A 14,155-nucleotide genomic window follows, 5' to 3' on the forward strand; every position below is an offset into this window, starting at 1 on the left:
GTTGGGTAGTAAAAGACCGATAAAGCAATCGGTCTTTTCTCATTTATATAATAAAGGTTTCATATACTTTGTATTTCCTGCTACTATACAATTATTATAAGATAGTTATGCGTTAATTTCAGTTTAAAAAAAGTTTTATTATCAGTTTTTTTAGAAATCTTACAAGCGTGTAAGATAAATGAAAGGCGAATCAATATGAGCTGTAAGACAATTCATTTACACTCTGTTATGAGACGTGCAAATGAAGGGAGAATATACATGGAAATTTTACATGCAAAAAGTATTAGTAAAGTATATAAAGGGAAAGTACCTTATAAAGCATTAGTTGATATTGATTTATCAATTCAAGAAGGTGAATTTGTAGGGATTATGGGGCCATCTGGTAGTGGAAAAACAACGTTATTAAATATGGTATCTACTATTGATTCTCCATCATCGGGAGAAATTTTAATAAATGGCACAAATCCTTTCCAATTATCATCAGAAGATTTAGCGTTATTCCGCAGAAAACAATTAGGATTTGTTTTTCAATCATTTAATCTTCTTAGCACACTTACTGTAAAAGAAAACATCGTATTGCCGATGACTTTAGATGGTGTTTCCGTGCAAGAAATGAACAAGCGATTGGAAGAGATTGCAGAGAAGTTAAATATTACAGATATCTTGAATAAAAGAACATTTGAAATATCAGGGGGACAAGCTCAAAGAACAGCAATCGCTCGTGCGATCGTTCATAAGCCGCAATTATTACTTGCAGATGAACCAACAGGGAACTTGGACTCTAAATCTTCAAATGATGTAATGGAGATGCTTGATACTCTTAATAAAGAAGAAAAAGCAACGATGATGTTAGTTACACATGATCCGTATGCAGCGAGCTTTTGCAGCCGAGTAATCTTTATTAAAGATGGTCAACTATATAACGAAATTTATTGTGGTGAAAGCAGACAAGCCTTTTATCAAAAGATTATGGATGTTCTTTCTTTGTTAGGAGGGAAAAGGCATGACTTTTCGTCAGTTCGCATTTAATAATATTTTTCGTAATAAGCGTACATATGCTGCCCATTTTTTAAGTAGTACATTTTCTATTATGGTTTTCTTTACGTATGCTCTTTTATTATTTCATCCTGATTTACAAGGGGAATTAAAATCAACAAGTGCAACAATGAGTGCATATGGTACGATGGGATTTACAATTTCGCAAGGTTTGATTTTTGTATTTTCATTTTTCTTTATTTTATATTCAGTTAGTTCATTTTTAAAAACTCGTAAGAAAGAATTTGGCATATTAATGATGCAAGGTATGTCAATGAGACAGTTTAAGAAATTATTATTAATTGAAAATATGTTGATTGGACTTGGTTCAATTTGTATAGGGATTTTCATTGGACTCATATTTTCTAAACTAGTTTTATTGATAAGCGCAAGTGTATTAATGATTAATAATGGTTTGCCTTTTTATACACCAGTGAAGGCTGTATTATTAACAGTTATCACTTTTCTTTTCTTATTTTTCATTGTTTCACTATTTACATTTAAAATGGTAAAAATAACGGAACTTGTCGAACTTATTCGAGCAGAGGAAAAACCAAAACCTGAACCGAAATCTTCAATTTTATTATCACTGCTTTCTTTAATTAGTATAGGATATGGATATTTCTCAGTATTTCGCTTTATTTCAAGTTCCAGTTTTACTACACTTGGAATGGGTGTCTTACTAGTAATTATAGGAACGTACTTTTTATATACACAGTGTAGCGTTTATATATTACATCTTGCTAAAAGGAGAGAATCTTTCTTTTTAAAAAGAACAAATATATTAACGTTTTCTGAATTAATTTACCGTATGAAAGATAATGCAACGATGTTTTTTATTGTATCTATTATTTCAGCAGTTGCATTTACAGCTATTGGTACAACAGCTGCTATTGGTAATAGAAATTTAGTGTGGATGACAAACCCATATACATTTCTGTATGAAAGCTCTGAAAACAACAAATTGGTAGATAAACATCTCTCTATTATAAAAAAACATCTCTTGGATGCAAATATTCCGTATCGAATGGCTTCATCTTCAAGTAAATTTACAGAAAGTAACGTAAATGTATTGAAATTAAGTGAATATAACGAACTTACGAGAGCACTCGGGTACCAACATGAAACGATTGAAAAAGAAGATGAAATTTTACTAATCCCTGGGAGGGTGTCACAAAAGCAAGAATTTAAAAATGGTGACTATAAAAAAAATATTGAAGTCATTCAAGGAGATTGGACAAAGACATTTCGTGTGAAGAAAACTGTAGAGAATTTAGTTTTACCACATGATTCTAGTAGTATTTATATTGCTGTTCAAGATCATGTGTATGATGAAATTCCTCTGACGAGTAATCCAGAGGATGAAGATATTCAACATCGTACTTACGGATTTGTTGTAGATGATTGGATAAAAACGAAAGAGATTTCCAATCAATTAAAGAGTATATTCGATAAAGATCTTAGGGACAGAGATTTCTACTTTGAAGCTTTAACATTAAACTTGTTGGAGGCAAAGCAAAAGAATGGTTTATTACTTATGGCAAGTGTTTTAGTCGGAATCGTTTTCTTTACATTTGCTGCTAGTTTTATTTATTTTCGATTATATACTGATTTGAATCGTGATCAACAGCAGTATAAAATGATTTCGAAAATGGGGTTAAGTAAACGGGAGCTAAAGAAAGTTGTAACGAGACAGTTATTATTAATGTTCTTCTTACCGATTGCTGTTGCGGTGATTCATACTGTAGTAGCGTATACGGCACTGCAACAATTAGTTAGTTTTTCTATTTTAAATAGCTCGATTTTTATTTTAATTTCATTTATATGTATACAAGTTTTATATTTCTTTATTACTCGTTGGCGTTACCTACAAAAGCTTTATAAGACTATGGAGCAATAAAGGATATCAACTAATAAAATTACAGAAAAGCATGTAAAAAATGATATGAATTATGAAAGGAACCGTGATGAAAAGAACTTTAACTATTTTTATGTTAACTATAATACTTTTAATAAGCTTTAGTTCATGCTCTAAAAAGGATAAATCATTTCCTGCAAACGGTGTATTAATTATTGGAGATGAAAATAATATTTCACCAATTATTAATCGTTATCAGGAAATTACGAAAGAAAATGAAGTGTTTTCTGTGAAAAAAGGTGAAGTTGGAAATGGACATGTATTAATTTTAAATGAATCTACAGCACTAGCACTGATTAAAGAAAAAATTTTTCATAAACGAGGTAATGGCTCAAATTATATTTTAGATACGTTACCAAAATTCCCAAAAGAAGGATCACTATTGTTTACAAATGAAGACGAAAAGACTATGAAAAGTATTAAAATAGAAGGAAATGAGATTCCTGTTACATACGATAGTGACACTTGGATAGGAAACACTCGTAAATATCCAACGCAATCGTATGTGATTGTAGCAAAAAATAGCGTATATAAGGAAATAAAAGCAAATGAAACGAAAATGCACCTTCTTCAATTAAAGAAATCTCTAGGTGATGAAAGACCTAAAATGTCGACAGATAATACAATGGTTAATGAAAATGTCAAAGTAAAAAAGCTAATTAAAGGTTTGGAAGGAGAAGTATCTTTTCAATTTGTAACGATTGGCGAAAAACCTTAAAAAAGAGTTCGGAGTTGATAAAAATTTCATCAGCTTCGAACTCTTTTTAGTTTATAGACAAATCAATTATTATGCTTTACATTACTTCATTTAATCGAGTCTCGTTTGTTTCCTCAATCCCATTTGAATTTTGAACTGAATTATTTTGGGCTTCTTTTTCTTTACGAGCCTTTTGTAGCATTTCAAGGATGATCCATAAGGGAACACCTTTATCCTTTAACATCTTCCATAAATCTAATTCATTAAATTTATGCTCAGGCTGTTTCATTTCTTTTTCAGATAAACGAATATCAAACTTGATAGGATCATTTATTTTCTTACTTTCAAGTTTAGTAGAAGAGATAGTATTATGCTCAAGATTAGATGGAGTTATTTTAGTAGGTTGAGACAATGTATGAATATTTGATCCGATTTGCATGATTTTTCCTCCTTTTCAAGCAATGAGATTAGTTTTCTTATGGTTTTTAAATCTTTTTAACATGAGGAAACTATATCTAATTATAAATCTAAATAAATAGATTTATAAGTTGTATTGTAAAAAGTAAATATTTACTTGAATTAATATTTATCAACATTTGTATATGTTTTCTATATATACAACGTATATAAAATACTTTACATTATGTTTAAATTGTTAAATTATTCTGTTATTTTTTTGAAAAGAAAAATGTAAACGTTTTATTAGGGGGAGAAAGTATGGGGAAGTTATTTTTAAAAATATGTTTTTTTGCATTAGTGACCGTATGTTCATTCGCAGCGAAAATATCATACGCTGAAGAGAGGCAACAAAATAATTATCCTATCATATTGGTGAATGGATTTGCTGGATGGGGTAGAGAAGAAATGCTTGGCGTAAAATATTGGGGTGGTGTTCATGATATACAGGAAGATTTGAAACGAAATGGTTATACGGTACATACCGCAGCTGTTGGACCTGTTTCTAGTAACTGGGATCGTGCATGTGAATTGTATGCACAAATTAGCGGTGGGACAGTAGACTATGGTGCAGTCCATGCTGAGAAACATGGACATAATCGTTTTGGCAGAACTTATAGTGGTTTTGCGCCGAATTGGAGTGAAACAAATAAAATTCATTTAGTTGGACATAGCATGGGTGGACAAACGATTAGAACATTAGTACAGCTATTAAAAGAAGGTAGTTTTGAAGAAAAGAATTATGTGAAAAATCACCCAGACACCAAAATATCACCACTATTTGAAGGCGGAAAATCATACGTTCATAGTGTTACAACATTAGCAACCCCTCACAACGGTACAACACTTGCGGATGGTAGTCTTCTACTGCCGTTCGTTAAAGATTTACTCATTACAGCTGCAAGCTTTGGAGGAAACAATAATTTATCATTATATGATTTTAAATTGGATCAATGGGGTATAAAGAAGAATGCTGGAGAGTCCTTTTTCCAATATAGTAATCGTATTCTAAATAGTTCACTTTGGAAAAATACAAAAGATATAAGTCAATGGGACTTAAGTACAGATGGTGCAAAGGAGTTAAATAATTGGGTAAAGACGCAACCAGATGTGTATTATTTATCCTATAGTGGACATGCATCACAAGCAGCACCTATAACAGGTTTACATTTGCCTCATATAACGATGAATAAAGTGTTGATGGGGAATGCATTTTTCTTAGGTTCTTATGCGAGATATGAAGAAAACCGTCCGTTAGTTGATACTTCTTGGTGGCAAAATGATGGTGTAGTAAATACGAATTCTATGATTGCACCATCTTCTAATGTTGCTGTAAATAATAATGGGTCATTACAGATTGGAAAATGGAATCATATCGAAACGAAAGCGAATTGGGATCATCTCGATATGGTAGGATTAAGTGTTTCAGACTCATTAGGTTTTTCTAGCATTCAAGAGTTTTATAGAACAATTGCTGAAAAGCTATCACGTTTACCGAAATAGGTAATAATAAAGCGCTCTCGATGGAATTCGAGAGCGTTTTATATTATATTGAAAGAGGGATTTGGTAGAAAAATATGGGGGGATATTATGAAAATTCAAGTTGTATTATCAGGATACGGAACAGTAGGCAGAGAGTTTATAAAATTATTAAATGAAAAATATTCATATATATATGAAACATATGGGATTCAATTAGTTGTAAGTGGCGTATTAGGGAGAAATATTGCAATACATAATGAAGACGGCTTATCACTTCATCATTTATTGATGTATGGTGGCGGTACCGCTGCAATTGAAAAATATTTAGAGTATCATCCGAAGGAACGTGCAACAACTAGCATAAGTGGTACTGTATTGGTAGAATCAACAGTTACAAATCTTAAAGATGGAAATCCAGGGAAACAATATATGAAACAAGCGATTGAAAAACAGATGGATATAGTAGCAATTTCTAAAGGTGCGCTCGTTACAAACTGGAGAGAAATAAATGAAGCAGCAAAAGGCGCAAATATACGAATTCGATATAGCGGTGCAACAGCCGCTGCACTACCGACACTAGATATCGGACAATTTAGTTTAGCCGGTTGCAGTATTGAAAAAATAGAAGGAATATTAAATGGAACAACTAATTATATTCTTACGAAAATGTATGAGGAAGATATGACATTTGAAGAAGCACTGAAAGAAGCACAAAATAAAGGAATTGCTGAGACGAACCCTATATTAGATATAAGTGGTTCAGATAGTGCGTGTAAATTGTTACTTTTGACAAACAGCTTAATGGAAACAGAGAAAACACTTACTGATATACATATAAAAGGAATCGAGCACGTTACAAAACAGCAAATTCGAAATGCTAAGGAACAACATAAAATTATTAAATTAATAGCATCAACATATAAGGATGAGGGAGGCAATGTGAATTTAAATGTTGAACCGTGCCAAATAGAAAAAAATCATCCGTTAGCAAAAGTAAATGGAACCGAAAAAGGAATTACGTTCTTTACAGATACGATGGGACAAGTTACTACAATTGGTGGGGCTTCTAATCCAAGAGGCGCTGCAGCTGCAGCTTTAAAAGATGTAATTAACTTATATCGAAAAGATTTGTAAGACCGTACCGCCCTTTATAAAAAATACATATGTCGTGGACCTTTTGAGAATGAAATAAATATGCAAAAATGATTGCAGGGGGTAAGGAATTGTTTAAGGATTTTAAAGTTGTTAAAGATCGTCCCGTTTATATTCAGTTGAAAGATTATTTGAAGAAGATGATTATGAAAGGGCATTTGCTCGGGGATCAAAAAATCCCATCAACAAGGGAACTAAGTGAATTACTAAGTGTGAGTAGAAACACTGTACTCGCTGCTTATGCAGATTTAGAGCAAGAAGGACTCATTTATGCAGTTAAAGGAAAAGGGAACTTTGTTGCGAAGGTGGATATATCTAACACTTCGTCTGTTGAAATAGATTGGAAAAAGAAACTTAATACAGTGACCGCATTAGCGGATGAATTAGATTTAATGAAACATGGTGTTCGTTGGGAAAAGGGAATGATTGTTTTTAATAGTATAGCCCCGGATGAGAAGCTATTTGATGTTGAAAATTTCAAAAGAGCTTTTCTTACTCGTATGTCCATTGAAGGAGACATCGTATTGAACTACGGATATGCAAAGGGATATAGACCGTTAATGAATTATTTACTTCATTACATGGAAATGAAAGGTGTAGACATTTCGAATAAAGATATTCTAATTACAAATGGATTTACAGAAGGATTGGATATTGTACTCTCTTCTTTATCAAAAAAATCCGGGCGTGTCATTTGTGAGAATCCAACTCACCACGCTGCACTTAAGCTTTTCCGTTTACATGGACTTGAAGTTCATGGGATTGATATGCATGAGGATGGTATTGATACGAATGAAGTTGAAAAAAGTTTGCGTGAAAAAGATTTTGATTTTGCTTATTTAATTCCTTCTTATCATAATCCAACCGGTATTGTTACGAGTTCAGAGAAAAGAACGGAATTGATGAGGTTATTCTCAAAATACAAGGTTCCTATTATAGAGGACGGATTTAATGAAGAATTACGTTATTCAGGTTCACATTTAGCTCCATTATTAACTTTTGCTGGAGCTGGCAATAATGTGATTTATATTAGTAGCTTTTCAAAGGTACTTTTCCCTGGTTTACGTGTAGGCTGGATTATTGCAGATAAAGAGCTGATTCATTATTTAGAAAGCGTAAAAAGAGCAAGAACGATCCACACATCTACGTTAGATCAAGCTGTTCTGTTTCAATATTTACATGAGGGATATTTTGAGAAATATTTAAAAAAGGCAAGATCTGTTTATAAGAAAAAATATGAGTTAGCTGTCGGGGCATGTAACCAGTACATTCCTTTTAAAAGAATGACTGGAGATGGTGGACTGCATTTATTTATAGAGCTAGAAGAGCATATGAATGCCCGCACACTTTTACAAAAGTGTTATGAGAAAGGCGTTACGTTTTCACCTGGAGATGTTTTTTACTCTGATGGAGAAGGAGCGAACACTTTCCGATTAGGGTTTTCGCGCTTGAAAGAAGAAGAAATAGTTCGGGGAATTAAAATAATTGGTGATACATTAAAAAATGAAATTTGGAGTTGAGAAAATGAAAATCGGTGTTATTATGGGCGGGGTATCGTCTGAAAAACAAGTTTCAATTATGACGGGGAATGAAATGATTGCTCATTTAGATAAAAATAAGTATGAAATAGTTCCAATTCCATTAAATGAAAAAGTGGATTTAATTGAAAAAGCGAAAGACATTGACTTTGCGTTGCTCGCATTACACGGAAAATACGGAGAAGATGGGACAGTTCAAGGAACACTGGAGAGTTTAGGGATTCCTTATAGCGGAAGTAATATGTTATCTAGCAGTATATGTATGGATAAAAATATTTCGAAAAAGATTTTACGTTATGAAGGTGTAGAAACACCAGATTGGATTGAACTTACAAAAATGGAGGATCTAAATCTTGATGAGTTAGATAAGTTAGGATTTCCATTAGTAGTAAAACCAAACTCTGGCGGATCGAGTGTCGGAGTGAAAATCGTTTATAATAAAAATGAATTGATCTCAATGCTAGAAACTGTATTCGAATGGGATTCTGAAGTAGTAATTGAGAAGTATATAAAAGGTGATGAAATTACATGTTCAATTCTGAATGGAAAACAGTTACCTATAGTTTCAATTCGACATGCAGCCGAGTTCTTTGACTACAATGCAAAATATGATGATACTAGTACAGTTGAGGAAGTTATCGAACTTCCAGCAGAAATTAAGGAACGTGTAAATAAAGCGTCACTTGCTTGTTATAAAGCATTAAAATGTAGTGTTTATGCAAGAGTTGATATGATGGTGAAGGACGGAATTCCATATGTAATGGAAATTAATACATTACCAGGGATGACACAATCAAGTTTATTGCCAAAAAGTGCAGAAGCAGCGGGGATTAGTTATAGCAAACTATTAGATATGATTATTGAAACATCATTAAAAGTTAGAAAAGAAGAAGGATTTTAAGGGAATTATATAACGAATTTTTTTGACAGTTTCACGAAGTATGCTATGATGAATACATTATAAAAACAAAATATTTATCCACTAGGGGGGCCTCTTATAGGCTGAGATCAAATGTGATTTTGAGACTCTTAGTACCTGATCTGGTTAATGCCAGCGTAGGGAAGTGGGAAAGACGTTGCTATTTAATGAGTAAATAAATACTGTCGATTTCACTTTCTTTACGCCTGTAAAGAAAGTTTTTTTATTTTACAGCTTTAATAATTGTGGATAAATACTTATATTTTATACATTATTGGAGGGATTTAAATGACTTTTTCACAATCATTACGTAAAGAAGTAGATTCAATTTGGGAAGCGAGTTTTAACCATCCTTTTGTAAAAAAACTTGGTGAAGGAACGTTAGATTTAGCTAGTTTTCGCTATTATGTGCTTCAAGATTCATATTATTTGAGTCATTTTGCTAGAGTACAAACATTAGGAGCTGCAAAAGCTCTTGAATTAGAAACGACAGCTCGTATGGCACACCATGCCCAAAATACATATGAGGCGGAATTATCATTACATGAGAATTTTGCGAAGAAATTAGGGATAACAAAAGAAGAAAAAGATAATTTTATCCCTGCTCCAACTGCATACGCATATACTTCACATATGTATCGTGCTGCGTACGAAGGACATTTAGGCGATATCATTGCAGCAATTTTACCTTGCTATTGGTTGTATTATGAAATTGGCGAACGCTTAAAAGAGTGCCAGCCGGAAGAGCAAATTTATAACGAATGGATTTCTGCTTATGGATCTGATTGGTTCCGTACGCTAGTTGAAGAGCAAATTACACGTTTAGATACTATCGCTGAAAAAGTAACAGAGGCAGACCGCAAACGTATGAAACAGCATTTTATTATTAGCAGTCAATATGAATATTCATTTTGGGAAATGGCTTATACATTAGAAAAGTGGCCAGTGGATACAGACGTAAAAGACGTAATTGGATAAAGAATAGAAGTAATGTTATAGATAGGTATGGATCATACCTATCTATATATTTTTTCTTGTCAAATTTGCGTAAAGTCATTAGTGCTACGGATATGGCGAAATAGAATATCGATAATTTAGCTCATTTACTTGTCTACGCATTAACTGGATAAACTTCTGTCACATTTATTTTACAATCAAAGAACGTAAATGTTGGTGGTATGAAGTTAAATAAGAAAAGAAACCCGAGCTGTTAGCTGTAACGGAGTTGTTTTTTCTTTGCAGGAATTTCTAAATTATCATGGAGTGTTGTTAATACGATATGCAAATATGCATATCGTATTTTTTTTGAGCTCTTTATGTGTTAAAATCAGATATAGAGATATGGAAATATAAAGAAGCAAAAGCAGGAATATCCAATGAATTTTGAGAGGTGTTATATGTTTACAAATAAGAAATTAATTCGATTTGGTTTATCGTTATTTGTATTTTTAGGGATAATTAATTTTACAATCAGCTATTTCCAAACATATCTTGAAACAGCAGCAGATATTAAATGGATAATTCCAGAAATTTGGAAAACCATTTTGCTAGATGTTCCTCAAGGGATACTTGTTCTTTTAGGCGCAATTGCTTTATATGATTTCACAAAAGAGGCATCACAAAAAGGCGCATCAATCTAAGTGTGTCTTTTTTCTATTAGGAATTTCATAGAGAGTTTTACTGGAGAAATAGAATGAAAAGCCCTAATTAGGGCTTTTTTTGTTGGAATTTCTTATCCGTCATAGAAACCGGTCACTTGGAGGTGTTATAGCGAAAGCCATTTACAGTACAGAAAAATCTAAGCAGCAGACGGAAATATATAGGATATGGCATCATAATTATTGAGAAATTAATTGAACTTAGTAAGTATGAAGATATGACGCTAGAATTCATATTTTTTAATTTTTATTTATCCCGCTATTTGCCGGGCAGTAAGCCCCCCCCTCAAAATTCAGCGGAAGCAAAGAAGTTAGGTAGGGGATGAACAAAACCCCACTGATTAAAGTTTCACTTTATAAAAATGAGCCCATAGTAAAAATAGGTATATGAACAAGGTGCATCATCTAGTGATAAGTCATACTTTGTTGGTGTACGTATTGAACTTAGTTTATAGCGCTATTTCTACTTAGATGTAACGAACAGGAATATAGGGAAGTATCGATGAAGTTGTATTTTATAAACGGAGGTTATGAAAATGAATCAGTTTCAACAAGAACTACAAGCGTTAAGCCTTAATGATTACCGGTCTGGAAATATTGTCTATTGGGACCAGCAAAACCAATATCCATATTACTATATTGAAGATGCTGCTCGTCGCTGTGGCGGTTGTGGTCGTTGTGGCGGCTTCCGTTGTGGTGGCTTCCGTTGTATTGGTTGCTTCGGTTGTTTTGGTTGTGGAGGCTGTGGAGGCTGTGGTGGTTGCTCTAACTGTTTTGATGGTTTTACTGATACTACCGGTACTATTGTAACGTATGAATATTGATAACATCTATCTTGCTAGTTGCGGGCAGTAACATCCCCAAAAAAATTCAGCGAGAGCAAAGAGAAGCTAGGTGGCGGACTGCCCATAAAAGCCCGATTGGTGAGAGCTGATTAAAGTTTCACTTTAGCAATTAAAAAACATTAGTTATATGTACGTGCCGACAAAGAATATAGCCATTATTAATGGATATATTCAATCATTCAAGTGAAAAAGTAACAATAAGATATATAGATGTAATCAAGATGTGATGGATAAAGCAATGACTAGATTTAAAATCTAATCATTGTTTTTTTCTTATGGTTTTATCATTAAATATCTGTCTAGTTTGGGCATTGCTTCCTTCTAGCTAATGATTTTATTACAACCGTGTAAGGTTAATGTAATGTTAATCGATAGTAAAATAAGTTGCTTAAGTGTATTTTAAATAAGATTAAAAAGTACTGTTTATCTACAAAATAATAGGGTAAATACTATGTAATTAGGAAGTGTATGAATATGGTTGAACTAAAATCTATTTTCCATTCGTATAAACTAAAGAGAAAAATAGCTAAAGATTTATACGGAAAAAGAGATGAATTATCACTGTTATTAAATGAATTTAATAATATGAAATGTACAGTAACATCTGAAAAGAAGAAAAATAATATATTATCTCGTTTGCAACTAATTTATCAAAATATGAAATCGGATAAGCAGTACCCTCTAGCAGTTGCTTTTGATAGTAAATTATTGGAGCGATTAGAAAAAGAATCTCTACATACTATTGAGGAGGGTGTAACATGTCTACATTTAATGTTAGATATGAATTATGAGAAGATAAAACAATATGGTTCGGGTACAAGTAGGTCATTCGTTCCATTATCGCAGTCTTCTATTTGTCTTGCTGATTGTATTTGTTTAACAGGAGTTGTAGTAGGTTTACTAGGAGCAATTTCATTTGGAGGATTACTGTTATCTATATGTTCAATTACATAAAGGTTGATATTTGTAAAAAGGGCACCGAATTAAGGTGTTCTTTTTTGGTTTTTTGTAAAGTTATTGTAAATGATAAGTACAATGCATTAGGTGTAATGTATAATTCGAATGTATTGAAATACAAATATTATAGAGGTGTTATACATGATAATTACTTTGAATTTTTAAAAGAGTCGGTTTGATAATAGTTTATGTAGATAAACAGTTTTTACGTTTCTTTTAAATACTTGGTTTAAATGGATTAGATTAAGTAACTATTGTTCTAGCTTTTTGATAATCAAGACAACTGAAGAAAGGAAGGAATCATTTTATGAAAAAATTAAGGCTGCTAACATTTGAAAATATAGTAGAACCCCTTTTAAATGAAAAGGTATCATTTATATACTTTCCTATTGAATGGCTGGACATCGTAGAGATACATTATAAGACATTTTTATTAACGAGTAAGTTGAAACGTTTGAATGAAAGATTGTATGATATGTTTTCGGATATATTGTTTATTCAGCATAACCCGTACGTATTAAATGAAAATACACCATGGATTGTATCGAAAGAGCCTATTAGACAAGAGCAGCTCGATTATATTTTTCAAAGTTGGTATGAGATTATTCATGATTGGAAACCAAATAGATTAGTAGAACCACCAAAATATGAATGGCAATCCGATTTGATTTCTAATTTGCCAGTACTACATGATAATGAAACGTATTCTAAGTGGGTGCCCGCTTTAATCTCACATATTTTTTGTGAGCGTCCTATATATTTAGAAAATACAAATGAAGAAGAAATCTATTTTTCCCCTCTTAGATCACAAAATATTTGTGAGGCGATGTCTGGGCCGATAAAAGATGAAAAAACACAAGATTTTTTCTCCTATGTATATCGATTCGAATGCATAACCCGCGGTGGTGAGAACGCTCCATTATTAAATATTTCAATAGGAATTCGGAGATTTTATCAAGAATATAATCATCCAGATATTCCTTTACTTTTAAGACGAAAACGAGGCATGATATTGATTTCTACCTCAGAGTTTGCGTCAAATAATAAAAAAATACGGTTTGTAAAACTAAAAATACAACAAGCTACAACCGGCATGAAATGGATTAAGATATTTAGAAATTTAAAAGATGATTTTCAAATAGGGGGAGAGGTGGATTTAGACCATATTCTCCAATATCCGAAAGATTATATTGTAGGGGAAAATAAAAGGGTGTTATTTCCATACAATGAGAGAATTTATAAAGTTCGAGGTACTAAAATAGAACCGGGTATAACAGTAAAGGAAAGAGAGTATTTATTTAAAGAATTTCAGCGTAACTTCTCTTATTTCACAATACTTCCAGAATGTAAAAAGGTAGCAACAAATAACAAAAATGAATTATTTCCTTTATTTGCACCAAAAGGATTAGAGACATTAACATTAGAAGTTTGGTCTGAAAATATAGCGCTGGAAATAGAACAAGCATTACTTGATAGCAAAATTGTTTTGACTAAAGTT

Annotated in this window: 13 protein-coding genes, 1 pseudogene and 1 riboswitch; of the genes and pseudogenes, 13 read left to right on the forward strand and 1 reads right to left on the reverse strand. The window is 32.4% G+C overall.

Annotated features, from left to right (window positions below; genetic code table 11):
• The first annotated feature begins 258 nt into the window (after positions 1–258).
• The 3 genes from V6946_RS13185 to V6946_RS13195 all read left to right on the forward strand — a co-directional run bounded on the left by V6946_RS13185 (position 259) and on the right by V6946_RS13195 (position 3,671).
• Entirely contained in the window at positions 259–1,029 is a 771-nt protein-coding gene (locus V6946_RS13185) for an ABC transporter ATP-binding protein (RefSeq protein WP_000404282.1), read from the forward strand.
• Positions 1,004–2,935, forward strand: a complete 1,932-nt coding sequence (locus V6946_RS13190; RefSeq protein ID WP_006921585.1) for an ABC transporter permease — start codon at positions 1,004–1,006, stop codon at positions 2,933–2,935. Before V6946_RS13185 ends, V6946_RS13190 begins: the two co-directional genes overlap by 26 nt.
• 67 nt (positions 2,936–3,002) lie before the next feature.
• A complete protein-coding gene (locus V6946_RS13195; protein ID WP_006921587.1) occupies positions 3,003–3,671 on the forward strand; it encodes a lipoprotein BA_5634 family protein in 669 nt (222 codons plus the stop codon).
• Positions 3,672–3,747: 76 nt separating this feature from the next.
• Here the strand turns inward: V6946_RS13195 and V6946_RS13200 are convergent, their stop codons facing one another.
• Complete coding sequence (locus tag V6946_RS13200) at positions 3,748–4,089, reverse strand: DUF3914 domain-containing protein (RefSeq protein ID WP_001165493.1); 342 nt, start codon at positions 4,087–4,089, stop codon at positions 3,748–3,750.
• Between the two features lie 278 nt (positions 4,090–4,367).
• Here V6946_RS13200 and V6946_RS13205 point away from each other — a divergent pair, with 278 nt between their 5' ends.
• From V6946_RS13205 to V6946_RS13250, 10 genes and pseudogenes are all read left to right on the forward strand, one after another.
• Positions 4,368–5,609 carry a lipase gene (locus V6946_RS13205; protein ID WP_366981571.1) on the forward strand — a complete coding sequence of 414 codons (1,242 nt, stop codon included), beginning with the start codon at positions 4,368–4,370 and terminating at the stop codon, positions 5,607–5,609.
• A gap of 87 nt (positions 5,610–5,696) precedes the next feature.
• Entirely contained in the window at positions 5,697–6,722 is a 1,026-nt protein-coding gene (locus V6946_RS13210; protein WP_006921589.1) for a homoserine dehydrogenase, read from the forward strand.
• A gap of 89 nt (positions 6,723–6,811) precedes the next feature.
• Positions 6,812–8,260 carry a PLP-dependent aminotransferase family protein gene (locus V6946_RS13215; protein ID WP_006921590.1) on the forward strand — a complete coding sequence of 483 codons (1,449 nt, stop codon included), beginning with the start codon at positions 6,812–6,814 and terminating at the stop codon, positions 8,258–8,260.
• A 4-nt stretch (positions 8,261–8,264) separates the two neighbouring features.
• Positions 8,265–9,179 (forward strand): D-alanine--D-alanine ligase, encoded by a 915-nt coding sequence (locus V6946_RS13220; RefSeq protein WP_006921591.1) that lies wholly within the window; start codon positions 8,265–8,267, stop codon positions 9,177–9,179.
• Between the two features lie 73 nt (positions 9,180–9,252).
• A riboswitch (TPP riboswitch) is annotated at positions 9,253–9,358 on the forward strand.
• A 127-nt stretch (positions 9,359–9,485) separates the two neighbouring features.
• The gene (tenA, locus tag V6946_RS13225; RefSeq protein ID WP_000144513.1) at positions 9,486–10,175 is read left to right on the forward strand and encodes a thiaminase II; all 690 of its coding nucleotides are present in this window, start codon (positions 9,486–9,488) and stop codon (positions 10,173–10,175) included.
• Positions 10,176–10,573: 398 nt separating this feature from the next.
• Entirely contained in the window at positions 10,574–10,837 is a 264-nt protein-coding gene (locus V6946_RS13230) for a DUF3937 family protein (protein ID WP_366981570.1), read from the forward strand.
• Between the two features lie 548 nt (positions 10,838–11,385).
• A complete protein-coding gene (locus V6946_RS13235) occupies positions 11,386–11,679 on the forward strand; it encodes a heterocycloanthracin/sonorensin family bacteriocin (RefSeq protein WP_002041180.1) in 294 nt (97 codons plus the stop codon).
• Between the two features lie 145 nt (positions 11,680–11,824).
• Positions 11,825–11,959: pseudogene (locus V6946_RS13240) on the forward strand (site-specific integrase); the annotation flags it as partial.
• Between the two features lie 209 nt (positions 11,960–12,168).
• Positions 12,169–12,654: a hypothetical protein gene (locus tag V6946_RS13245; protein WP_002024190.1), complete on the forward strand. Its 486-nt coding sequence runs from the start codon at positions 12,169–12,171 to the stop codon at positions 12,652–12,654.
• Between the two features lie 310 nt (positions 12,655–12,964).
• The coding region (locus V6946_RS13250; protein ID WP_406622327.1) for a pPIWI_RE module domain-containing protein at positions 12,965–14,155 on the forward strand (1,191 nt) is incomplete at its 3' end.

Origin of the sequence: Bacillus sp. PPSBB_2, from assembly GCF_045291115.1 — a bacterium.
GTDB lineage: Bacteria > Bacillota > Bacilli > Bacillales > Bacillaceae_G > Bacillus_A > Bacillus_A cereus.

What these genes read in the sequence shown, in the direction of transcription:
- V6946_RS13235 (WP_002041180.1), top strand. Translation starts at nt 11,386, where the DNA reads ATGAAAATGAATCAGTTTCAACAAGAACTACAAGCGTTAAGCCTTAAT.
- V6946_RS13245 (WP_002024190.1), top strand. Translation starts at nt 12,169, where the DNA reads ATGAATATGGTTGAACTAAAATCTATTTTCCATTCGTATAAACTAAAG.
- V6946_RS13220 (WP_006921591.1), top strand. Translation starts at nt 8,265, where the DNA reads ATGAAAATCGGTGTTATTATGGGCGGGGTATCGTCTGAAAAACAAGTT.
- V6946_RS13185 (WP_000404282.1), top strand. Translation starts at nt 259, where the DNA reads ATGGAAATTTTACATGCAAAAAGTATTAGTAAAGTATATAAAGGGAAA.
- V6946_RS13195 (WP_006921587.1), top strand. Translation starts at nt 3,003, where the DNA reads ATGAAAAGAACTTTAACTATTTTTATGTTAACTATAATACTTTTAATA.
- V6946_RS13200 (WP_001165493.1), bottom strand. Translation starts at nt 4,089, where the DNA reads ATGCAAATCGGATCAAATATTCATACATTGTCTCAACCTACTAAAATA.
- V6946_RS13210 (WP_006921589.1), top strand. Translation starts at nt 5,697, where the DNA reads ATGAAAATTCAAGTTGTATTATCAGGATACGGAACAGTAGGCAGAGAG.
- tenA (WP_000144513.1), top strand. Translation starts at nt 9,486, where the DNA reads ATGACTTTTTCACAATCATTACGTAAAGAAGTAGATTCAATTTGGGAA.
- V6946_RS13190 (WP_006921585.1), top strand. Translation starts at nt 1,004, where the DNA reads ATGACTTTTCGTCAGTTCGCATTTAATAATATTTTTCGTAATAAGCGT.
- V6946_RS13230 (WP_366981570.1), top strand. Translation starts at nt 10,574, where the DNA reads ATGAATTTTGAGAGGTGTTATATGTTTACAAATAAGAAATTAATTCGA.
- V6946_RS13205 (WP_366981571.1), top strand. Translation starts at nt 4,368, where the DNA reads ATGGGGAAGTTATTTTTAAAAATATGTTTTTTTGCATTAGTGACCGTA.